Source organism: Myxococcus sp. CA033, from assembly GCF_013336625.1.
GTDB classification, from domain to species: Bacteria; Myxococcota; Myxococcia; order Myxococcales; family Myxococcaceae; genus Myxococcus; species Myxococcus llanfairpwllgwyngyllgogerychwyrndrobwllllantysiliogogogochensis.
This window is the reverse complement of sequence record NZ_JABUMU010000006.1, coordinates 151,806-172,854: the sequence shown is the minus strand read 5'-3', so window position 1 is coordinate 172,854 and position 21,049 is coordinate 151,806. Positions and strand designations below refer to the sequence as shown.

General features: G+C 69.0%; 14 protein-coding genes. 9 read left to right on the top strand and 5 right to left on the bottom strand.

Features of this window, described 5'->3' with window-relative positions:
* Window positions 1-20 precede the first annotated feature (20 nt).
* Window positions 21-2,159: a putative metal-binding motif-containing protein gene (locus HUA78_RS18010; RefSeq protein WP_174476805.1), complete on the bottom strand. Its 2,139-nt coding sequence runs from the start codon at window positions 2,157-2,159 to the stop codon at window positions 21-23.
* Window positions 2,156-2,980, bottom strand: a complete 825-nt coding sequence (locus tag HUA78_RS18005) for a tetratricopeptide repeat protein (protein WP_254623784.1) — start codon at window positions 2,978-2,980, stop codon at window positions 2,156-2,158. Before HUA78_RS18005 ends, HUA78_RS18010 begins: the two co-directional genes overlap by 4 nt.
* 19 nt (window positions 2,981-2,999) lie before the next feature.
* On the opposite strand from HUA78_RS18005, the gene HUA78_RS18000 reads away from it, so the two are divergent.
* On the top strand, window positions 3,000-4,217 hold the full coding sequence (locus tag HUA78_RS18000; RefSeq protein WP_371745605.1) for an SDR family oxidoreductase: 1,218 nt from the start codon (window positions 3,000-3,002) through the stop codon (window positions 4,215-4,217).
* Here the strand turns inward: HUA78_RS18000 and HUA78_RS17995 are convergent.
* A complete protein-coding gene (locus HUA78_RS17995; RefSeq protein WP_174461853.1) occupies window positions 4,207-7,029 on the bottom strand; it encodes a serine/threonine-protein kinase in 2,823 nt (940 codons plus the stop codon). The genes HUA78_RS18000 and HUA78_RS17995 overlap by 11 nt on opposite strands.
* Window positions 7,030-7,450: 421 nt before the next feature.
* On the opposite strand from HUA78_RS17995, the gene HUA78_RS17990 reads away from it, so the two are divergent.
* From HUA78_RS17990 to HUA78_RS17960, 7 genes are all read left to right on the top strand, one after another.
* Complete coding sequence (locus HUA78_RS17990; RefSeq protein WP_174459454.1) at window positions 7,451-8,638, top strand: hypothetical protein; 1,188 nt, start codon at window positions 7,451-7,453, stop codon at window positions 8,636-8,638.
* A gap of 165 nt (window positions 8,639-8,803) precedes the next feature.
* Window positions 8,804-10,789, top strand: a complete 1,986-nt coding sequence (locus HUA78_RS17985; RefSeq protein ID WP_174476802.1) for a HEAT repeat domain-containing protein — start codon at window positions 8,804-8,806, stop codon at window positions 10,787-10,789.
* A gap of 59 nt (window positions 10,790-10,848) precedes the next feature.
* Window positions 10,849-11,958: a Hint domain-containing protein gene (locus tag HUA78_RS17980; protein WP_174476801.1), complete on the top strand. Its 1,110-nt coding sequence runs from the start codon at window positions 10,849-10,851 to the stop codon at window positions 11,956-11,958.
* Window positions 11,955-12,743, top strand: coding sequence for a hypothetical protein (locus HUA78_RS17975; RefSeq protein WP_174476800.1), 789 nt, complete (start codon window positions 11,955-11,957; stop codon window positions 12,741-12,743). Before HUA78_RS17980 ends, HUA78_RS17975 begins: the two co-directional genes overlap by 4 nt.
* A gap of 40 nt (window positions 12,744-12,783) precedes the next feature.
* Window positions 12,784-14,316, top strand: coding sequence for a S8 family serine peptidase (locus HUA78_RS17970; protein ID WP_174476799.1), 1,533 nt, complete (start codon window positions 12,784-12,786; stop codon window positions 14,314-14,316).
* Between the two features lie 14 nt (window positions 14,317-14,330).
* Complete coding sequence (locus tag HUA78_RS17965; RefSeq protein ID WP_174476798.1) at window positions 14,331-16,931, top strand: RCC1 domain-containing protein; 2,601 nt, start codon at window positions 14,331-14,333, stop codon at window positions 16,929-16,931.
* A gap of 170 nt (window positions 16,932-17,101) precedes the next feature.
* Window positions 17,102-18,409: a sigma 54-interacting transcriptional regulator gene (locus HUA78_RS17960; RefSeq protein ID WP_174476874.1), complete on the top strand. Its 1,308-nt coding sequence runs from the start codon at window positions 17,102-17,104 to the stop codon at window positions 18,407-18,409.
* Window positions 18,410-18,938: 529 nt separating this feature from the next.
* Here HUA78_RS17960 and HUA78_RS17955 read toward each other — a convergent pair.
* Together HUA78_RS17955 and HUA78_RS17950 are read right to left on the bottom strand one after the other, a co-directional pair.
* A complete protein-coding gene (locus HUA78_RS17955) occupies window positions 18,939-19,154 on the bottom strand; it encodes a hypothetical protein (protein WP_174476797.1) in 216 nt (71 codons plus the stop codon).
* A 98-nt stretch (window positions 19,155-19,252) separates the two neighbouring features.
* Window positions 19,253-20,260, bottom strand: coding sequence for a YafY family protein (locus tag HUA78_RS17950; RefSeq protein ID WP_174476796.1), 1,008 nt, complete (start codon window positions 20,258-20,260; stop codon window positions 19,253-19,255).
* 124 nt (window positions 20,261-20,384) lie between these two features.
* Between HUA78_RS17950 and HUA78_RS17945 the strand changes: the two genes are divergently transcribed.
* On the top strand, window positions 20,385-21,049 hold a 665-nt coding region (locus tag HUA78_RS17945), incomplete at its 3' end, for an SDR family NAD(P)-dependent oxidoreductase (RefSeq protein ID WP_174476795.1).

Sequence of the window (21,049 nt, the reverse complement as noted above, 5' to 3'; positions counted from 1 at the left end):
ATTCACAACCCGGGGCGCACTCAAGGCCATGCGGGCCAGTGGAGGATGCGGCCACTGGTGCCCACGACCCAGAGGTCGTCAGGGCCGGTGCCCGTGATGTCATTGAGGCGGATGCCTCCCGTGGAGTGGACCTGCTGCCAGGTCTGCCCATTGTAACGGTAGACGTGTCCGCTCTTGCAGGTCGCATAGGCGGACCCCGCGCCAAAGGCGATGACCGAGGTCAGGTCGTGCGTGGTGGGAAAGGACAGCCGGGTCCACTGACCCAGGTGCCACCGCAGGACGGTGCCTGTGTCTCCCACCGCGAAGGCCAGCCTGGCGTTCGCCACCCAGACACCCCGGAGCGTGTCGAGGTCGGGTGCGACGTCCTCGACGGCCTCGGTATCCCACTCGCCGGAACTTCGGTTGTAGCGATAGATACGCGCGTCCGTCGCGGGGCCTCCCACGATGAAGACGGTGTCCGCCGTCGCTCCATGCACGTCGTAGACATAGTGAAAGTTGTTGTTGATGGGGTTGTAGGTCGGTGTTCCGGTGCCGTTCCAGGTGAAGGCCGCGCCCTCATCCGAACCCAGGCTGTCGGTCGCTCCATAGAGCGTGAGCACGTTGTTGTTCCGCACTCCCACCAGGCCGTGGACCCACAGGTTGTCGTTCTGGACCTGGACGCAATTCGACGCCGAGGAGTCCTGGCGGGCCTTCCTCCCGTCGACGGAGCCGAGCCACGCGCGACCGGTGGTCGGGTCCGCCCAGACGCTGGTCCACGCGGCGTCCGTCATGCCGCAGCCAAAGTCCGAGAGGACCGTGAACGTCACCTGCCCGGGGGTCAGCCTTGCTCGAAAGTTCTCGTCGCCGCCCACCCAGACTCCGCCGCGAGTCCAGGAGGAGGCGGAGATCCATGTCTGGCTGGTGGAGGCCACCGTCTGCCCGGCCCAGGTGGGAGTGAGTCCTCCCGGGCACTGGGTCGGGCCTTCCTTCTGACCGTCGCAGTCGTTGTCCAGGTCGTCACACAGCTCCGGTGCGCCAGGATGGGTGAGGGGGTTCCCATCGTTGCAGTCGCCGGTGTTGCTGACGTAGTCGCCTCCGGGGTGCACGCAGGAGCGGATGGCTCCGGAGGTCTGGCCAGAGCCGTCGGCGTCCTCGTCCAGGTACCAGGCCGGGACGGACTGCGTGGCCCCGCAGACGAGAGTGGCGCCACTTGTGTCGCATTGGAGTTGTCCCGTGCACTGCGTCGCAGAATCCGTGCACGTCGAGCCGAGCCCGGGGAAACCCTCGTCGAGGATTGCATCGCAGTCGTTGTCGACTCCGTCGCAGCGCTCCAGCGCGCCCGGGTAGATGCTGGCGTTCGTGTCATCACAGTCATCCGGGGGGGCGGTGACGTAGCCGGCTGGCACCGCGTCACAGAAGGTCGTCGGGGTGACTCCCTTCTGCCCATGTCCATCTCGGTCCTGGTCCAGGTAGGCCAACCGCGCGGAGGGACTGTCGCAGTAGAGGAGCTGGTCCGTCACGTCGCAGCGGTAGACACCCTGGCACCCCGCGCTGAGCGTGCACTGACCTCCCAGGTTGAAGTGCGCCTCATCGTTGATTCCGTCGCAGTTGTCGTCCTGCGCGTTGCACCGCTCCGCCGCGCCGGGGTTGATGTCACTCTGGTCATCCTGGCAATCCGTTCCGCCGTTGACGCGACTGACATAGCCATCCCGATCCGCGTCCTGGGCCTCGATGCGGAGCGTGGCGGGGACCCCCCTGTTGTTGGCCACCGTGACGCTCGCGAGGTTGATCCCCACCGCGACTCCCTCGCAGCTCTGCTCGAAGGCTCTTGCCTCCACTTCCACGGTGGGTCCCCAACCTTTGGGTGGAGAGACGACGACTCGAAGGTTGAAGCCGGGCCCTGCGCCGATCAGGACGTCCCTGAAGGTTTGTGAGACTTCCTTCCCGCTGCCCGCGTCCCGGGCACGGACGAGCACGCAGCGAGGGCTGAATTCCACGAGGGCTACCGTGAGGTGGATGCTTCGACATGCGGTGCCACCGCCGAGCACCGCATTGGCCGGTTGACCGTCGAAAGCGGTCTCGAGGTCAAGATGGCCGTCGCAGTCCGGATACAGCTCATCCATGTCTGGCACGGTGCAGGCCGTGGCGAACAGCAGGCACAAGAGGGCAGGGCGCATCATGGATGCAGCTCCTCGTTCTCGGGCTCGGAGCCGGTGAAGTAGGTGATGACCGCCCCCGCGACCGAGGTGACCGCGACGCCGAACAGGACATTCGCGGCGAGTGCCTGTCCCCGGGCCGAGTCCAGGTGCCCTTGCTGTGCGTCGACCTGCGTGGCCTCGCGGGCATTCTGGATGTTCCCCCGGGAGCGAAGTCCGAAGTAGCTCCCGACTCCGCCCGCCGCGAGCCCGGCCCCCGCGAGGACCATCGAGATGGGACGGAGCCTGGACAGCGCTCCGTTCGGAGGCGCCATTCGCAACTCCGCGGCCTCCTCCTCCGGGTGGACTGGAACCAGCGCGACCTCGGGGACTTCCTGGATGGGACGCTCCAGGTTGTCCGAGTGGGGGACCTTCGGCTCCGGCATGGCGGTGGCACCGGTGCTGCCCGCGTTCGTGGGCGCATTCCGCGCAAGGTCCCGCGACACCTCCCGGCGCACGTTCTCGAAGTCCCGTTGCACCTTGGGGGACACCTTCACGGGAAGCGACGCCAGGGGACGCAGCGTCAATCCCTGACGGAAGGCGACGAGGGACTTCTGTCGCTGGCCGAGGTCCGCCAGCACCAGGCCTTCGTAGAGCAACGCGTCGGCTCGCTCATCCTCGGTCCTCGCCAGGGCCTTGGCATCCGCGAGCGCGAGCAATGCCTGTTCGTACTCCAGTTCCTCGTACAGTCGTGCCGCGTCGCGCAGGCGCTCCCGAAAGGCATCAGGCGCTGTCTCAATCCGCGTCGCCCGTGAGACGACCGGCTGCGCCGAGGCCGCTCCCGCGAGGGCCAGGGTGAGGCTCATCAATGGTGGGAGGACCCTGATGAATCTCTGGAATGCGGACTTATCCATGCATGGCCACGCTAGCATGACTTCCGGCGAGAGGGCCGGGTCGACGCCAGGCCTTACGAAGGCCGCGGGCGGGGTATTGCATTCGCGTCTGTCGATGTGCGCGGGTGCGCCGCGAGAAGCCCTGTCGCCAGGGCAATCATTCGGGTTCGCAGTGACGCGGGCTCCACCACCTCGAAGCCACCGCCCACCTCACAGAGCTGGCCCAGCGCGATGGCCTCCCGCTCGAAGTCCACGACGACAGTCTTTCGGCCGTCCGCCACCTAAGAAGCCACTCGAAGGGCGCATCGCCCTGGTCGCGGGAGCCACGCGGGGCGCGGGCAGGGGCATCGCGACCCGGCTCGGCGAGGCCGGCGCCACCGTGTACTGCACGGGCCGCGGCGTACGCGGCCGTCCCGCCTCTGGCTCCAAGCGCCCGGAGGTCCTCGAGGAGACCGCGGAGCAGGTCACCGCGCTGGGGGGCCACGGCATCGCCGTCCGGTGCGACCACACCGTCACGGAGGAGGTCGCCGCCCTCTGCGCGCGCATCCAGAAGGAGCAGGGGCGGCTCGACATCCTGGTGAATGACATCTGGGGCTGCGACGCCATCTCCGAGCTCGGCGTGCCCTTCTGGAAGCAGTCTCCCGAGCACGCGCGCACCGTGTTGGAGCGCGCCGTGCTCACCCACATCCTCACCAGCCGCCACGCCGTTCCGCTCATGCTTGGGCAGGAGCGGGGCCTCGTCGTCGAAATCACCGACGGAGACCATTTCGGCTACCGCGGCAGCGTCATCTACGACGTCGCGAAGATGAGCGTCATCCGGCTCGCGTTCGCCATGTCGCGAGACTTGCGTCGCACCCGCGTCACCGCGCTCGCCGTGACGCCCGGCTTCCTGCGCTCCGAGGAGATGCTGGAGGGCTTCGGCGTCACCGAGGCGAACTGGCGCGATGGCGCGAAAGTGGAGCCGGACTTCATCGCCTCCGAGTCACCGTCCTACGTCGGCCGCGCCGTCGCCGCGCTCACCCAGGATGCCGAGCACGCCCTGGGGTCGGAAGCCGACCAGTCCCAGGATGTTCATGAAGATCCGCGGTCCCACCGCGCAGTCTCCTGTCGCGGTGCCCTGGCTCGCCAGTATCCCGTTGGTGGAGCCGAACCAGGCGACCATTGCAGAGTGCGCTCTGGCTCGCGACAGGCTCCGTCTCTCAGGGCCTGAACGTGGCGTGCTGCTTCAGCCACTGGGAGGCCCGCTCTGCGTCCGCCTTTCGGTCCACGCCGTTCCAGTAGTCGCGGGCCTGGGTGGCCAGCTCGATGGCGCGCGCCCTGTCTCCGTGGGAGTCCCAGAGCGCGCGTGCCAGCGGGAATTGAACCCGCGCCCTCTCGTTGATCAAGGTCAGCTTCAGGGCGCCCTCGAGGAACGGCACGGCCTCGGCGGGCTTGCCCTCGGCCAGAGAGAGCCGGCCCATCCCCAGCAGGGGCCACAGGCGCCCCAGATCGTCCGGCGCCAGTACCTTGTCCTGAAAGGCCATGGCGCGCGTGAACTTCTCCCGCGCCTCCGCGTGGCGACCCAGCTCCACCAGCGCCTCGCCTTGGTCAGTGAGCGCCCAGGCGACGAGCGGGCTCTCGGGGCCCAGCAGCTTCAGGTTCAGCTCCAGCGCGCGCGCGTAGGCCTCGAGCGCCTCCTCGGCCCTCCCCATGTCGCGGAGCACGTGGCCTCGCGCGCCGATCGAGTCGGCCACGGACGGATGCTCGGAGCCCAGCACCTTCTGCTTCAGCGCCAGGGCGCGCGCCTGGGCCTCGAGCGCCTCCTCGAACCGGCCCATCTCCTGGAGCGTGGTGCCGAGGTCTCTGAGGGACTCGGCCACCCGTGGGTGCTCCGGGCCCAACACCTTCTTCCGCAGCTCCAGCGAGAGGGTATGGGCCTCGAGCGCCTCGTCCACCCGGCCCATGCTCTGGAACAGCAGGCCCAGGTTGTGGAGCGTGGAGGCCACCTCCCAGTGCTCGGGGCCCCACACCTTCTTCCTCAGCGCCAGGGCGTGCTCGAACGCCTGCCGTGCCTGCTCGTGCTTGCCAACGGCCATGAGGATGGTGCCCTCGCTGTTGGAGGCAAAGGCGCGGATGCGGTCATCGTCCGCCAGCTCCACCATGCTCTGCGCCATGGGCACCATCTGCAGCGCGTCGTGCGGCCGCCTCAGGCGGTTGCCCGTCACCCAGACCAGGGAGTTCGAGGCCTGGGCCAGCGTGTAGCTGTCCCTGCCACGGGCCGCCACCTCCATGGACTCGCGCAGGCCCTCCACGGTGGCTCGGTAGTCGCCTGCCCCTTCTCTCATCCATGCCACGAGGTAGAGGGTCTGAGCCTCCAGCGGAGCGTGGCCTGCCGCCTTCACCTGGGGGAGCAGGGAGTCCGCCAGCGCGAGCCCCTCCTGGACGCGGTGGGTATCCAGCAGCACCCGCAAGGAGTCGACCTGCTGCTGGAGCGCCTCCACCTTCCCGCGCACCACCGGGTCCTCGGGCGGCGGCACCGCGGCGGTGAGCGCCTTGGCGTCCTCGCAGTACTCCAGCGGCGGCAGGGCCTGCACCGCCTCCACCGCCTTGCTCACCAGGGGGGTGTCTGGACTCTGGGACAACAGCTCGGTGAGCGCGCGCAGTTGGCCGCGCCTGCGCTCCAGGCAGGACTCCTCCAGCACCAGCAGCCCCGAGTTCTTCGGGCGCCCCTCCTGGCTCGCGCTCAGGCACAGCGCGGTGCGCTGCCTCACCCAGGCTCCCGCATAGGCCTCCAGCCCCTGCACCACCCGCTCGGCGGTGGCCCGAGCGTAGGGTGCCCCCGTGGCGACCAGCCCCTGCTCCAGCCGGGCCCTGACCGCCGCATCCCAGACTCCGCTCAGCCGCAACTCCATGCGACCGCACACCTGCTCCTGCGGGCGAGCCCACACCCACAAGGCCAGCCCCGCCGCCGCCACCGCGCCGACCAGGGCCCAGCGCGAGGGCCTCGCCCGCCGCTTCTTCTCCGGGTCGTCCGCCAGCGCGTGCAGCAGCGCCTTCATGGAGGAGGGACGCTTCGCCGGATCGGTGCTCAGCCCCTGGAGGAGCGTGCGCGCCACCCACGCGGGGACCTGGGAGTCCTCCGGCGGCTCCACCCTGCCCGCGCGCTGAGCCGCGCGCAGTTCCGCCACGGTGTTGCCCTGGAAGGGGAGCTGGCCGTACAGCCCCTCATAGAGGGACACGCAGAAGGCATACAGGTCGCTGCGCGCGTCTCCCCGTTGGCCTCGGAACTGCTCGTCCGCCATGTAGCTCGGCGTCCCCATCCACTGGCTCGAGCGCGTGGTCAGCGGCGCGAGCGCCACGGCCGGCGGCGCGGGGAGGCGTTGCGCGGGGACCTCGCGCGGCTCGTCCACCGAGGCGGACTCGAGCCAGGCCAGGCCGAAGTCCGTCACCCGTGCCCGCCCGTCCTGGCCCACCAGCACATTGTCCGGCTTGAAGTCATGGTGGATGAGGCCCGCTTCGTGGGCGGCGGCCAGCCCCTGTCCTGCTGCCAGGTACTGCGCCAGCACCTCGGCCCACGGGCGCCCCTGCTGCCAACGGCGCAGCGTCTGCCCCTCCACATACTCCATGGCGATGAAGAGCGCGCCGTCCTCCAGGGTGCCCGCGTCGTACACCGCCACCACCTGGGGGTGGCTCAGGCGGGCCATCGCCTGCGCCTCGCGCACGAACCGGGCCTGCTCCTCGTCGCGGCGGCTCTCTCCCGCGCTCCAGGGGCGCAGCAGCTTGAGCGCCACGCGCCGATCCAACCGCGCATCATACACGCTCAGGACCACCCCCATGCTGCCCTGGCCCAGCGTGCCCAGCACCGTATAGCGACCCAGCAGCGTGAAGCCGGGCTCGAGGGGGGGAGCCTTCGTGGGCTCCCCTTCATAGGGCCAGGTGGTGGGCCCCCCGTCTTCGAGCCTGGGCAGCGACTCCCCGTCGCGGGAAGGGACCTCCTCGGCATGCCCGCCGCGAGAGGCCTTCTCCCAATGCTCGTTCCTCATGGCCGCCTCTCCCCGTACATGCTGCACTCTCCAGCCCCGTCGGCGGCGTGGCGCGGATACTACTGTATCCAGGCGCAGGGACCGATGACGCGCGCGGCTGCTCGGGTGGTACCCGTTGTTACCAGGGCGCGACTTTGACACGCGGGAGACCGGTGCCTGGAGCCCGCTTCGCGGGGGCTTACCCACGCGTCCGCCGCGCTCAGGGCCGCTGGAGTGTCGAGGCGCTGGAAACGGGTGTGATCACGCCGAGGGCCCTCCCTGGGCACACGCGTTATCAGTGACAACACTCGTTACCAGGGCTCAGGAAGGAGCCAACCCCAGGATATCAAAGGGCTCTGCGGAAATAGAGCCGTCCCAGCGAGGGTGGCGCGCTGCGTGCACAAGGGCCGCGCGCCGTAACCATTCACTGGAGAGGCTCACCATGATGAATGCAGTATCCAAGGCCCTGGCGCTCCTGGCGCTCACTGCGTCCACCTTCGCGTCCGCGCAGGATTACCAAGACACCACGCCGTATGTCGTCGACTCGGCGAAGTACCCGTACACCCTCTATCCGTCCAACACCCAGCTGGACGACAAGACTCCGTGGGAGACGCCGATCCTCCCGTTCAACCCGAGCAGCACCTACACGCCGCCGGAGCAGGACGCCGTCGTCCAGGGCGAGTCGGAGCTGCTCAACGCGCCCGTCTATCTCGACATGAATGACGGCATGAGGCACCTGCAGTACGGCCAGAAAACCATTCCGGAGGCCACCACGCCGAACGTGCCGCTGCCGACGGAGACGGTGCCGACGCAGGACCTGGCCGGGCTGCGCTCCGCGGGGCTGGGGGCGGCGCTCACCGGGCCCATCACCAAGAGCTACCAGCGCACCGAGCTGTTCGGTAACAACATCTTCGGCGCTGGCTACAACGTCAGCGCGGCCATCACCGCGACGCCCGCCACCAGCACCACGGCGAAGAAGCAGGAGGCGCTCACCGAGGGCCGGGTCCACGGCACCGCCTTCAACATCCAGAAGGAGCTGGTGCGCGGTCGCGCCACCGTTTGCGGGCAGCAGGGCGGCTGCAACAGCGGCAGCGCGGCGCTGTACGCCATGAGCGCGATGATCTGGAGCACCAGCCTCTCCGGCAACTTCGCGACGACCCCGATCAACTGGAGCCGGTCCTTCTTCTCCGTGTCCAAGACGTTCATGGTCGGCCCTGTCCCGCTCACCGTGAAGGCCTCGCTGACGGGCGGCGTGACGATGCGCGTGAATGGCCAGGTGAACCCCCTGCTCGCCGCGATCACCGGCACCGTGGGCGGCTTCGCCAACGTGGTGGCCTCCGCGGCGGTGAACGTCGCCATCGCCAGCTTTGGCGTGACCGGCTCCCTGCAGCTGATCAACGCCACGGTGGCGCCCCTGGCCAGCCTCGACTGGGGCCTCTGCATGGCTTCATGGCAGCTCAAGGCGCCCCTCAACCTGAACGCGCTCTCGGGCACGCTGACGGGGTTCGTGAAGATCAAGCTCCTGTTCTTCAAGAAGACCTGGAACGTCACCATCGCGAACTGGTCCGGCATCGTGAGGAACGTCGTCCTGTACAACGCCTCCGGCTCCATCTCGGCCTCGGGCTGCTAGCCAGGCTGACCCTGCCACCGCGCGGCCGCGTCCCGGAGGCGCTGGCCGCGCGCGGGGCGGGATGACCGGGCGCTGGCTCCTCGACTGAGCAATCGGCCGAGGAGACCGGGCCCACCCCTCCAACCAGAACTGAAGCGGCCAAGGCCGCTGACTCGGGAGTTTCCCATGCGGAAGTCGGTGAACGTGGGCGGCAAGCCCTTCAGCAAGGTCCTCGGGGTGGGGCTCCCCCTCCTCCTCGTGAGCCTGCTGGGGCTCTGGGGGTGGGCATCCCGGTCCGTCGCGGTGGCCCCCTCGGAGACGTCGCGGTCCCCCCAGGCCGCTCCCGCGGTGGCGGGCCTGTCGACGCAGCCCCAGGGCGTATCTCCCAGGCCCTTGGCGGGGACGCGGGCGTGGATCCCCGGGGCGCTCTACCGCTACGCCCTGAACGCCGCGCAGAAGATCTCCTTCCGCCCCACCCAGCCTGGCGCGCAGGCGCTGCCCGGCATGAGGTTCATCCTCCGGGGCGAGTGGACCGTGGGGATCGTCTCCGCGGAGGCCGAGCGCGTCGACGCGCGGGTGAGCCTGCGGCTCTCCTCGCTGACGGTGGAGGTCGGCGACAATGGCCCTGTCGCCCCCGACGTCCAGCAAAACCTCGCCACGGCGTTGCAGCTCCCCTTCTTCCTCACGCACGACACGAGCGGTCGGGTGACGCTCACGCACTTCGAGCAGGCGGCTGACCCGCTCGTGCGAGGCATCCTCCGGTCCATCGTGGCGAGCTCCCAGTTCGTCGTGGTCGGAGCGCCGGGCGCCACCTGGACGGCGGAGGAGTTCGACACCACGGGGCGGTACAGCGCCGGGTACCAACGCCTGGAGCCGGGCCGCTTCGAAAAGCGCAAGCTGTCCTACTCCCACGTGGCTTTCCCGCAGGGGCTCGAGCCGCTGGGCGAGCAGGTCCGCATCGACGTGAGCGCCCGAAGCACCTTCGCGCTGGAGCAGGACCTCTGGACGAACTCGCTCGATGCCCAGGAGCGGGTGGAGGTGGAGGCGGGCCAGACCATGTCCCCCACCACCTATGAGTCCTCTCTGAGCCTGAGCCTGCTGGAGCGCCGCGTGGACCCGACGTTGATTGGCGCATTCGTGGCGCGCCGGGCCTCGCTGAGCTCCGCCGCCATGTCCGCCTTCCAGGGCATGGAGCAGGACCCGATGGACCAGTACCGCCAGGTGCTGGGCGGCAAGGACTTCGACACGTTGCTCAAGGAGCTGCGCGCGCTCCCGGAGGAGCCCACGGCTCGTGACGAGGTGCGCTCCATTGCCCTGGAGCGGCTGCGCGCGCTCTTCATGCTCCACCCCTCCGAGGCCGCGAAGGTCCCCGGCGCCATCCGCGCGGGCATGGCTCCGCTCGCGGCCAGCCCCATGCTCGGCGCGCTCTCCGCGGCCAGCACCCGCGAGGCCATTCAGGCCCTGGCGGAGGTCACGGGTGATCGCTCCATCCCCCATGACATCCGCATGGACTCGGTGGCCGCGCTGGGCGTGGCGAAGGATCCCACGGCTGAGGGCCTCGAGGCCCTTCGCGGCGTGGCGGGCGAAGAGGACGGGATGCTGCGCGACACGGCCAGCCTGGCGCTCGGCAACGCCGCGGCCCAGCTGACCGACACCGACCCCAAGGGCGCGGAGGACCTGGTCGGCGAGCTCACCCGTGGCTATCGCTCCGCCTCCACCGCGGAGGCGCGGGTGGGGGCGCTCAACAGCCTGGGCAACACCCGCTCGCCGAGCGCGCTCGCCACGCTGGAGGACGCGCTCCAATCGCAGGATCCCCGGGTGCGCCAGGCCGCGCTCAATGCGCTGCGCATCATCCAGGACCCTCGCGCCGACCAGCTCCTCGCCATGCATCTTCTCAAGGATCCGGCCCCGGAGGTCCGCCAGGCCGCCGTCTTCGCCAGCAACTTCCGGCCCCTGGCGCCCCTGCTGCCCGCCCTGGCGCAGGCGCTGCGCATGGATCCCGCGGACGGGGTGAGGAGCGAGGTGATCCACCTGCTGGGTGACCAGCGTGCCCTGGTGCCCGAGGCCCTGCCCTTGTTGGCCTGGGCCAGCCAACACGACGCGAACCCGGACCTCCGGCAGGCGGCCGCGGTCTTCGTCAACACGCCCACGACGCGCAGCTCCTCTCCGTAACGAACACTCACCGGCTTTCCGCGCCGCATGGCGCGGCATGAACAAGCAAGGACATTCCGATGTCGCGAAAGATCTGCGGGGCCATGGCCCTGGTGGTGGTGGCGATGGTGTTGCCAGCACAGGTGCGGGCGCAACCTCTCCTGCTGGGCCGATGCACCGTCGACAACCTGTCGACGAGTGACATGGCGAAGCTGCGAGTCGAGTGGGCTCGCAAGTGCGCGCTGAACCAGAACGTCGGGCATCCGGGGGCCGCGTTCAACACGGGCCTGAGCTCCGCGAGTGGTGGGACGCTGAAGGACTATCTGGAGTCGGACCTGGAGCGGAACTCGATGGGAGAGGGCTCGTTCGCGGGCTCGAACTTCCAGGTGAACAACGCGGCCATGTTCGCGCTCTATAACTCGGGCCCCACCTACCAGGCGTTGGACACCGACGGTTACCAGCAGTGGTCACGCGACTCGTGGCGGAGGAAGGGACGCCCGCTCTACCCCACCTTCGGCACGACGCCCGACATCGCCGATGGGGACAACCTCCAGCTCTTCCCTCACAAGGAGCTGGCGAACTGCAGGCTCTACTTCGACAAGGAGAGCACCCAGCCGGCCTTCACCGCCTTCTATGTGAACGGCTACTGCGAGTCGGCCTGCTACACCGCCGAGCAGAAGATCCTCTTCGCCGACGGCGACCTCCCCATCCGTGAGGCGATGGAGGCGCTGCGTGAGGATTTGATCACGCTGACGCCGGACTCCACGTTCGATGATCTCCAGCTCCAGCCGAACCTCACCTACAGCTACACGCGAGAGCTCCGGGACGCGGAGCACACGCTCTCTGTCATCACCGCCCGGTCTGGCGGTCAGCTCCGCCTCACCCTCGAGCACCCGGTCATCACCGGCGAGGGCCGCATTGTGCAGGCGCAGACCCTCAAGGTGGGCGACGCGCTGGTGAAGGCAGATGGCACCCTGGATCCCATCGTGGACATCCAGAAGGCCACCTTCTTCGGCAAGGTCTACAACCTCGCGCCGGTGACGACAGATCGGGTGTCCAACATCCTCGTGGCCCAGGGCTACCTGGTGGGCTCCGTGCGGTTCCAGAACGACGAGGTGGGCTACCTCAACCGCATCATCCTCTACCGGAGCATTCCCGCCGACGTGCTCCCCCAGGTGGAGAGCCCATGAAGCGCCCTCTCTACCTGCTCGTCATCGCAGGGCTCGCGGGGCTGGTGCTCATCGCCTCGGCGCTCGACGGCGCGGAGGACGCTGCCCCCGTGACGGCGGCTTTGGCGCAGGTCTCTCCCGCACCGACCTCGCTGGCTCGTGACACGGCGCCGGAGCCCACCCCCGCGCCTCGCCCGTCCCCCATGTCCGCGGCACCGGCGGCAGCCTCGGGGGACGACGGGGAGCCCGGCGAGTTCACCACCACCACCGACCGGGTCAAGGCGGAGATCTTCAAGATGGAGCCGGAGCTGGCTCGGTTCGACTCCTTCCGTGAACATGTCCTCCTCGATTCCAACGGCCGCGAGGACTACGAGGCGCTGCTCGCCGACACGCGGATGCATGAGCAGCTGCGCCGGGCGCTGAGCACCTCGACGGAGGCCGAGGAGACGCTGGAGTCCAACTTCAAGCGCCTGATGCGGATCGACTACCTGCGCGAGGCGCTGGCCTGGAGGCAGAACCCGGCGCGCGCGCAGCTGGTGTCCACGGTCGAGCGCATCATCCTGAAGGACTCGTTCACCGCGGGGCTGTCGCCGGACGTCAGGCGCTCGATGGCCGCGACCCGGATGGAGCTCTTCGAAATCTTCGCGGACCAAGAGCCCGCGAGAGCGGGTGCCCTGGTCGAGGCCGCGAAGGGGACGCCGCTCGAGAAGCTGGTGCAGCACTTCGCCGCGCGCAACCAGCGTCGTCGGGTGAAGGAGCGGGAGCTGAGCGTCCAAGCACAGGCGCGCCGTGGCGCGACGCCCTGATGGGCCGCGCCACCCACTCATCGGTTGAAAGGGAGAGCAGATGCGAAGCGTGAAGAGCTTGAGCAGGTTTATCACCCTGGGCCTCGTCCTGGCCTCGGTGGGGGTGCTCGCCGCGCCGCCCCGGAAGTCAGGGCCGGGCCGGTTGATGCGGGCCGACAACCCCGTGACGGGCGAGTACCTGGTGGTGCTGAAGGAGAAGCCCGGGCGCGGTCTGTCGAGCATGGCGGCGAAGGCGGGCGCGCTGGCCAGGCAGTACGGTGCGCGCGTCCTCACCACCCACGAGACCGCCTTTCGTGGCTTCCTCGTCTCCGCCAGCGAGGAGCAGGCCCAGGCGCTCGCCGAGGCTCCTCAGGTGGACTACGTCCTGGAGAATGGCATCGTCCAGCCCTCGGGCGTCCAGAGCCCCGCGGACTGGAACCTGGATCGGATCGACCAGGAAACCCTCCCGCTGGACAACAGCTACCTGGCCGAGGACGCGACGGGCGTCAACGTCTACATCATCGACTCGGGCATCCGGGCGTCACACCTGGAGTTCGAGGGGCGCGCCCAGGTCGAGTTCAACGCTGTCCCCGACCAGACCGGGGATGACGTCACCGGGCATGGCACCGCCGTCGCGGGGATCATCGGCGGCAAGACACATGGCGTCGCCAAGAAGGTCAACCTTCTCGCGGTGAAGGCGTTCAACGAGTTCGGGACGACCGTGGATCGCCTGGTGACGGCGCTGGAGTGGGTGGCGAACAACGCCGACACGCCGGCCATCGTCAACCTGAGCTTCACCGCCGCGAGCGAGATTCCGGCCATCGATGCCGCCGTGGATGTCGTCGCGATGAACCCCGGGCTCGTCGTGGTGATCGCGGCGGGCAACGCGAACATCGACGCCTGCGGCTGTTCGCCGGCCCGCCTCCAGCCGGATGCGGTCCACCCCTTCCGGACGCGCATCATCACGGTGGGCGCGATCGACGAGAGCCAGACGCGCTGGGTGGGCGTCACCAACGCGTCCAACAAGGGAGAGTGTCTGGACCTCTGGGCTCCGGGCGCGAACCTCCGCTCCGTGAGCTCGACCAGTGACACAGACTCGACCTTCTTCCCGCTCGAGGGGACCTCCTTCGCCGCGCCACACGTGAGCGGCGCGGCGGCCATCCTGCTGGCCAACGGCGTCGCTCCCGCCGACATCCCCGCGCGACTCATCAACGACGCGAGCGTGGGGCAGGTGGAGCTGGACTTCGGTGACACGAGTTCACCCAACCTGCTGTTGTACAAGCGCCCTCACGCCACGCCCCTTGTCAACGGCGCGGGCGTGAGCGTGTCCGACGTCACGGGCGGCCGGCAGAACTTCAAGCTGGACGTCCCCGCGGGCCGGCCCTCGGTGACGTTCTCCATCTCCGGGGGCACCGGGGACGCGGACCTCTACATCCGCCACGGCAAGTTCCCGGAGCTGCACGCCTACCAGTGCCGTCCGCTGCGCAAGGGCAACAACGAGACCTGCGTGGTGAACAACCCCGCGGCGGGCACCTGGCTCATCCAACTGGGAGCCTTCTCCACCTACACCACAACCTTGAAGGGCCAATACTGATGAGGACACAAGCGATGAAGCGCTGGAACGTGTTGTGGACGTCGACCCTTGCGCTCGTGGCGGCGTGTGGTGTGCCCGCCGGCGAGGACGTGAGCGCGTCGGATGTGACGCTGGCCACCCAGGAGTCGGCGCTGTGCGTGGGAGTGAGCTTCGACTCGCTCGAGGTGGAGGGGGTGAGTTCCTTCGCGGGAGAGCTGGCGGGCGCAGGCTCCTGGGTGGTGGGCAACGGCGCCAACGCGGTGTACCTGGAGTACTCCGTGGACGGCGCGGACCACGGCTTCGATGAGCGCGTAGGAGAGCAGGGGGAGTGGTTCTTCAGCGAGGCCGCGGCCGGACTCGGCTGTGGGGTGCATTCCTTCGTGGTGAAGGCCTCCCCCATGATCATCGACAGCAATGGCAACCGCGCCAAATGCGGCATCTCTCGGGAGGTGCTCCGCAACTTCGTCCAGTTCTGCCCGAGCGTGAACCCGGGCGGCTACCACACGCTGGAGGTGAAGTCGGGCGGCAACGTGTGGGCCTGGGGCTACAACTCCTATGGCCAGCTGGGCAATGGGCAGAGGACCCAGCGTCACGCGCCGACGCGGGTGAGGGGCCTGCGCCATGTCGTCTCCACTTCGGCCGGAGCCGAGCACTCGGTGGCGGTGAAAGAGGACGGGAGCGTGTGGACGTGGGGCTCCAACGCCTACGGCCAGCTCGGAGACGGCACCACCATGATGCGCACGGTGCCTGTGCAGGTGCCGGAGCTGACCGACGTCGTCGCGGTGGCGGCCGCTGGCTCGCGGACGGTGGCGCTGAAGGCCGATGGGACCGTGTGGACCTGGGGAATCAACTCCTCGGGAGAGCTCGGGAATGGGACCACCACCAACAGCTTGCTCCCCATCCAGGTGCCCAACCTCAGTGGTGTCACCAGCATCGCCGCGGGCTTGTGGCACACGTTGGCGGTGAAGAAGGACGGAAGCGCCTGGAGCTGGGGGAGCAACGCCTACGGACAGCTCGGGGACGGGACCACCCTCAACAGGTTGAGGCCCGTGCTGGTGGCGAGCCTCACCGGCGTCCGCGCGCTCTCCGGAGGCATCGTCCACACGGTCGCCCTGAAGTGGGACGGCACGGCGTGGGGCTGGGGCTACAACAGCGCGGGTCAGCTGGGCAACGGGACGACCACCAACAGCTCCATCCCGGTGCAGGTGGCGGTGCTCACCCAAGCCGTCGAGATCGACGCGGGCGGTTATCACACCCTGGCCAAGCGGCAGGATGGCACCTTGTATGCCTGGGGCGACAACTTCTACGGCGCGCTGGGCACCGGGAACACCATCAGCAGCTCCGTGCCGGTGCAGGTCCCGCTCGTGGGGGTGCGCGCGTTCGGTGCGGGCTATTACTCCTCCGTGGCCGAGCGGAAGAAGGTGAACATGTCCCAGGTGCACACCCTGTTTGCGTGGGGCTACAACACCAACGGCGAGCTCGGTGATGGGACCACCACCCAGCGCTCCTCCCCCGCGGCCGTCGTGGTCAGCGGAATCGTGAAGACCGCTGGCGGCAATGCTCACTCGGTGGCCCTGGGGGCCGGTGGGACGGTATGGAGCTGGGGCTACAATGCCTATGGCCAGCTGGGCAACGGGACGACCACCCAGGTCGTCACGCCCACGCAGCTCCCGGGCCTGAGCGGCGTCATCGACGTGGAGGCGGGGGTCAACCACACGGTGGCGCTGAGCGAGGACGGCACCGTGGCCACATGGGGTTACAACTCCTATGGCCAGCTCGGCAACGGGACGAACGCCAACCAGCTCACACCGCAGTCCGTGCCGGAGCTGGACGGCGTCACCGCCATCGCCGCGGGCTCCACGCACACGGTGGCGCTGAAGGCGGACGGCACCGTGTGGGCCTGGGGCTCCAACCTCTACGGCCAGCTCGGAGACGGGACCTTCACCCATCGCTCCTCGCCGGTGCAGGTGCCGTCCCTCGAGAATGTCGTCTCCATCGCCGCGGGCTACTTCCACACGGTGGCGGTGAAGGCGGATGGCACCCTTTGGGTCTGGGGCTACGGCCCCCTAGGGCAGTTGGGCCTCGGGACGACCACCAACCATTCCGTGCCGGTGCAAGTCCCCGGACTCGGTCATGCCATCGCCATCGCCGCGGGCGGCTACCACACGGTGGCGCTGCTGACGAGCGGCCAGGTGTGGACCTGGGGTTACAACGCCTCCGGCCAGCTCGGCGATGCGACGACCACCCAGCGCTACTCGCCGGTGCAGGTCCCCGGCCTCACCAATGTCATCGCGCTCACCGCGGGGGGGTACTTCACGGCGGTGTTGAAGCGGGACGGCACGGTGTGGGCCTTTGGCTACAACCCCAACGGCCAGCTCGGAGATGGGTCGACGACCTCGCGCAGCACCCCCACCGTGACGCTCCTGAACTCCGTCGTGGACCTCTCCTCGGGCGACAACCACATGATGGGGCTGCGCAAGGACGCCTTCGTCCGGGCCTGCGGCTACAACAGCGCCGGCCAGCTCGGCGACGGGACGACCACCCAGCGCCCGACGCCGGTGCAGGTGACGAACCTCCCAGGTGATGGGAGCATCACCTTCCCCGGGGGAGGTGGCGTCGGCATGGGCATTCGCTGAGGCTCCGACGGAGGTGCTCCTGGCTTGCCGCGCCGTCGAGCGAGCCAGGAGACGACCCTCGTAAAACTGGGATTTCAGCTTGGAGGATGTTTTCTTGGGTCGGCTCCGGGTGGTAGCGTCCCTTACTACCAGTGGTTCCGGCCCCGCATGACAAGAGCCCGTCGTCGATGATGAGCACGACCCCCGATCCGGAGGTCCTGCTGCCCATGCTTCGACGGAAGCTCGTCATCCTGTCGGGGAGCGACGCGGGCCGCAGCTTCTCGCTCCAGGTCCGAAGCTACCGGCTGGGGACGGAACCGGCGTGTGACATCGTCCTGAACGACCGGACCGTCTCCCGGCAGCACTTGTCTCTGGAGGTGAGAGAGGATCGGGTGCTGGCGCGGGACCTGGGGTCTCGCAACGGCTCGTTCTGCGAGCGCATGCGCTTCCGGGAGCTGGAGCTGCGCATGGGCGCCATCGTCAGGCTGGGCGCCACCGAGCTGAAGGTCGTCCCCGAGGAGGTGCGCGAGCACATCATCCCGCTCTCGTCGAACACCCGGTTCGGGGGGCTGGTGGGGGGCAGCCGGAGGGTGCGCGAGGTCTTCACGCTGCTGCAGCGGCTGGCGGCGGGGGACGCGGACGTCCTCATCCAGGGCGAGACGGGGACGGGCAAGGAGCTGTGCGCGGCGGGCATCCACGCGGCCAGCCCGCGCAGCCGGGGGCCGTTCAGCATCGTGGATGTCGCGGGCATCACTCCGTCGCTGGTGGAGTCCGAGCTCTTCGGCCACGTGAAGGGAGCGTTCACCGGAGCCCACTCGGAGCGGCCTGGGGCCTTCGAGCAGGCGGATGGAGGCACCGTCTTCCTGGATGAGGTGGGGGAGCTGCCGCTGGAGTTCCAGCCGCGCCTGCTGCGAGTGCTGGAGGGGCGCCAGGTGAAGCGGGTGGGCGCCAACGAGTACCGCACCTTGAACGTGCGGGTGGTGGCGGCGACGCACAGGAATCTGGAGGCGGACGTCAAGGAGGGCCGGTTCCGCGAGGATCTGTTCCACCGGCTCGCGGTGCTGCGGGTGACGCTGCCGCCGCTGCGCGAGCACCCCGAGGACATCCCGCTGCTGGTGGACACGATGCTGGAGCGGCTGGGCCGGCCGCCCAGCGCGCTGTCCGAGCAGACGCGGGCCTTGCTGGAGCAGTACCCGTGGCCCGGCAACGTGCGCGAGCTGCGCAACGTGGTCCAGCGCGTGGTGAACCTGGGAGAGCAGGCGCTGCCGGAAATGTCTGCCTCGGAGGGGGCGCGCTTCACCAGCGCCGAGCTGGAGATGCCCTTCAAGGAGGCCAAGGAGCGCCTCATCGATGGCTTCGAGCGCGACTACCTCAAGAACCTGCTGGAGCGCTGCGGGGGCAACATCTCACGGGCCTCACGTGAAGCGGGCCTCGCGCGGCTCTATGTGCGCAAGCTGCTCAAGAAGTACGGGCTGCACGCGAGCAAGGATTTGGAGTGACGCAGGGAGCGCTGCTCGTCTGTTGAGCTTGAGCCCGCGCTGAGTCCAGATGCTCGCGCTGTGCGTCGACCACGGAGGCCGCGCGGTCATCCTGGATGTTTCCCTGGGAGCGAAGTCCGAAGTCGCTCCCGAGCCCTCCCGCCGCGAGTCCCGCCCCCGTGAGGATCATCGAGATGGGGCGGAGCCGAGACCTCGGTCTGGTCGCGGGCTCCACGCGCAACCCCGCTGCCTCATCAGAGGCATGGACTGGCACCAGGGCCAGCTCGGGGACTTCCCAGGTCGGACGCCCCGGGCGGTCTGAGCGAGGAACCTCCGTCTCCGGCGTCGCGACGGAAGCGGTGCCGTCCTCGCTCCCGGGCGTGGTTCGCGCACGGTCCCGCGTCACCTCCCGGCGCACGTTCTCGAAGTCCCGTTGCACCTTGGGGGACACCTTCACGGGAAGCGAGGCCAGGGGCCGCAGCGTCAATCCCTGACGAAAGGCCACGAGCGACTTGGGGCGCTGGCCCAGATCAGCCAGCACCAGGCCTTTTTAGATCAACGCGTCGGCTCGCTCGTCCTCGGTCCTCGCCAGGACCTTGGCATCCGCGAGCGCGAGCAATGCCTGTTCGTACTCCAGTTCCTCGTACAGTCGTGCCGCGTCGCGCAGTCGCCCCTGAAAGGCATCGGACGCGGTGGCAATCCGCGTCGCCCGCGAACCGACGGGCTGCGCCAGGGCTTCCCCCGCGAGGGTCAGTGTGAGGCTCATCAGTGGGATGACCCTGATGAGTCTCGGGATTGCGGACTTATCCATGCATGGCCACGTTGGCATGACGTCCAGTGAGAGGACCGGGTCGACGCAAGGCCTTACGAGGGCGGCGGACGAGGTATCGCATTCGCGTCTGTCGATGTGCGCGGGTGCGCCGCGAGAAGCCCTGTTGCGAGGGCAATCATTCGGGTTCGCAGTGACACGGGCTCCACCACCTCGAAGCCACCGCCAAGCTCACAGAGCTGGCCCAGCGCGATGGCCTCCCGCTCGAAGTCCACGACGACAGTCTTTCGGCCGTCCGCCACCTGCCCGGAGTCGAATCGTGGCGCCTCCGTGGACGGACGAATCCGGCGCAAGGTCGCCTCCGCGTCCGCCGTCAGCCGCAGCGTCACCTCGTACCGCGCTCCCTTCTCCGCGAAGCGCGCGCACCACTCGCGCCAGAACGAGGGCAAATCGAAGCGCGCGGGCCGCTCGAAGGACTCCCCGCGCTGTCGGACACCTTCGATGCGCGAGCCCCGGTACACACGTGGCCCCTTCTCCGTCCCGGCGACCAGGTACCAGCGGTCCGCCTTGAGCACGAGCGCATACGGGTCCACCGCGCGCCGGCTCTGCTTCCCATCGAAGTCCCGGTACGTCAGCGACACCTTCCGGTTCTGCCACGCCGCCTCGCGCAGCACCTCCAGGTGGGGCACCGACTCGCGCTCCTTGAACCAGCCGGAGGCATCCACGTGCAGCCGTTGCCGTGCGTACTCCATCGCGGGCTGCTGCAACACGGGCAGCGCCGCCGCCAGCTTCACCAACCCGCTGCTCAGCGGCGCGGACAGGCCCAGGTCGCTCAATCCCCCCGGCGTGGCGCTCATCGCCGCCAGCGCTTGCAGCTCCGTGCGCGTCAGCCCCGTGAGCTGCGTCTTCCATCCATCGAGCAGCGCGACGCCGCCCGCGGAGCCACGCGTCGCGTACACCGGCACGCCCGAAGCAGACAGCGCGTCGAGGTCCCGGTGGATGGTGCGCTCGGAGACCTGGAGTTCGCGCGCGAGCTCTCCCGCCGTCCGCTTCGGACGGGTCTGCAGCAACATCATCAGGCTGACGAGTCGGTCGGCGCGCATGTCGGAAATCCCACCGCGCACTGTACGCGGGCCATCATGACAGGGGATGTCATGATTGCCTCCGTAAGGTGTTCCCATCACCGGCCATCCGCACCCCACCTCCGCCGGTCCGAGGAGAGACACCATGAAGAAGCCACTCGAAGGACGCATCGCCCTGGTCGCGGGAGCCACGCGGGGCGCGGGCAGGGGCATCGCGACCCGGCTCGGCGAGGCCGGCGCCACCGTGTACTGCACGGGCCGCAGCGTGCGCGGCCGCCCCGCCTCTGGCTCGAAGCGCCCGGAGGTCCTCGAGGAGACCGCGGAGCAGGTCACCGCGCTGGGGGGCCACGGCATCGCCGTGCGGTGCGACCACACCGTCACGGAGGAGGTCGCCGCCCTCTGCGCGCGCATCCAGAAGGAGCAGGGGCGGCTCGACATCCTGGTGAATGACATCTGGGGCTGCGACGCCATCTCCGAGCTCGGCGTGCCCTTCTGGAAGCAGTCTCCCGAGCACGCGCGCACCGTGTTGGAGCGCGCCGTGCTCACCCACATCCTCACCAGCCGCCACGCCGTTCCGCTCATGCTTGGGCAGGAGCGGGGCCTCGTCGTCGAAATCACCGACGGAGACCATTTCGGCTACCGCGGCAGCGTCATCTACGACGTCGCGAAGATGAGCGTCATCCGGCTCGCGTTCGCCATGTCGCGAGACTTGCGTCGCACCCGCGTCACCGCGCTCGCCGTGACGCCCGGCTTCCTGCGCTCCGAGGAGATGCTGGAGGGCTTCGGCGTCACCGAGGCGAACTGGCGCGA

Bases quoted from the DNA above. Each gene is read 5' to 3' on its own strand.
- HUA78_RS18010 (WP_174476805.1), bottom strand. From the start codon at position 2,159: ATGATGCGCCCTGCCCTCTTGTGCCTGCTGTTCGCCACGGCCTGCACC.
- HUA78_RS18005 (WP_254623784.1), bottom strand. From the start codon at position 2,980: ATGAGCCTCACCCTGGCCCTCGCGGGAGCGGCCTCGGCGCAGCCGGTC.
- HUA78_RS18000 (WP_371745605.1), top strand. From the start codon at position 3,000: ATGAATCTCTGGAATGCGGACTTATCCATGCATGGCCACGCTAGCATG.
- HUA78_RS17995 (WP_174461853.1), bottom strand. From the start codon at position 7,029: ATGAGGAACGAGCATTGGGAGAAGGCCTCTCGCGGCGGGCATGCCGAG.
- HUA78_RS17990 (WP_174459454.1), top strand. From the start codon at position 7,451: ATGATGAATGCAGTATCCAAGGCCCTGGCGCTCCTGGCGCTCACTGCG.
- HUA78_RS17985 (WP_174476802.1), top strand. From the start codon at position 8,804: ATGCGGAAGTCGGTGAACGTGGGCGGCAAGCCCTTCAGCAAGGTCCTC.
- HUA78_RS17980 (WP_174476801.1), top strand. From the start codon at position 10,849: ATGTCGCGAAAGATCTGCGGGGCCATGGCCCTGGTGGTGGTGGCGATG.
- HUA78_RS17975 (WP_174476800.1), top strand. From the start codon at position 11,955: ATGAAGCGCCCTCTCTACCTGCTCGTCATCGCAGGGCTCGCGGGGCTG.
- HUA78_RS17970 (WP_174476799.1), top strand. From the start codon at position 12,784: ATGCGAAGCGTGAAGAGCTTGAGCAGGTTTATCACCCTGGGCCTCGTC.
- HUA78_RS17965 (WP_174476798.1), top strand. From the start codon at position 14,331: ATGAAGCGCTGGAACGTGTTGTGGACGTCGACCCTTGCGCTCGTGGCG.
- HUA78_RS17960 (WP_174476874.1), top strand. From the start codon at position 17,102: ATGAGCACGACCCCCGATCCGGAGGTCCTGCTGCCCATGCTTCGACGG.
- HUA78_RS17955 (WP_174476797.1), bottom strand. From the start codon at position 19,154: ATGAGCCTCACACTGACCCTCGCGGGGGAAGCCCTGGCGCAGCCCGTC.
- HUA78_RS17950 (WP_174476796.1), bottom strand. From the start codon at position 20,260: ATGCGCGCCGACCGACTCGTCAGCCTGATGATGTTGCTGCAGACCCGT.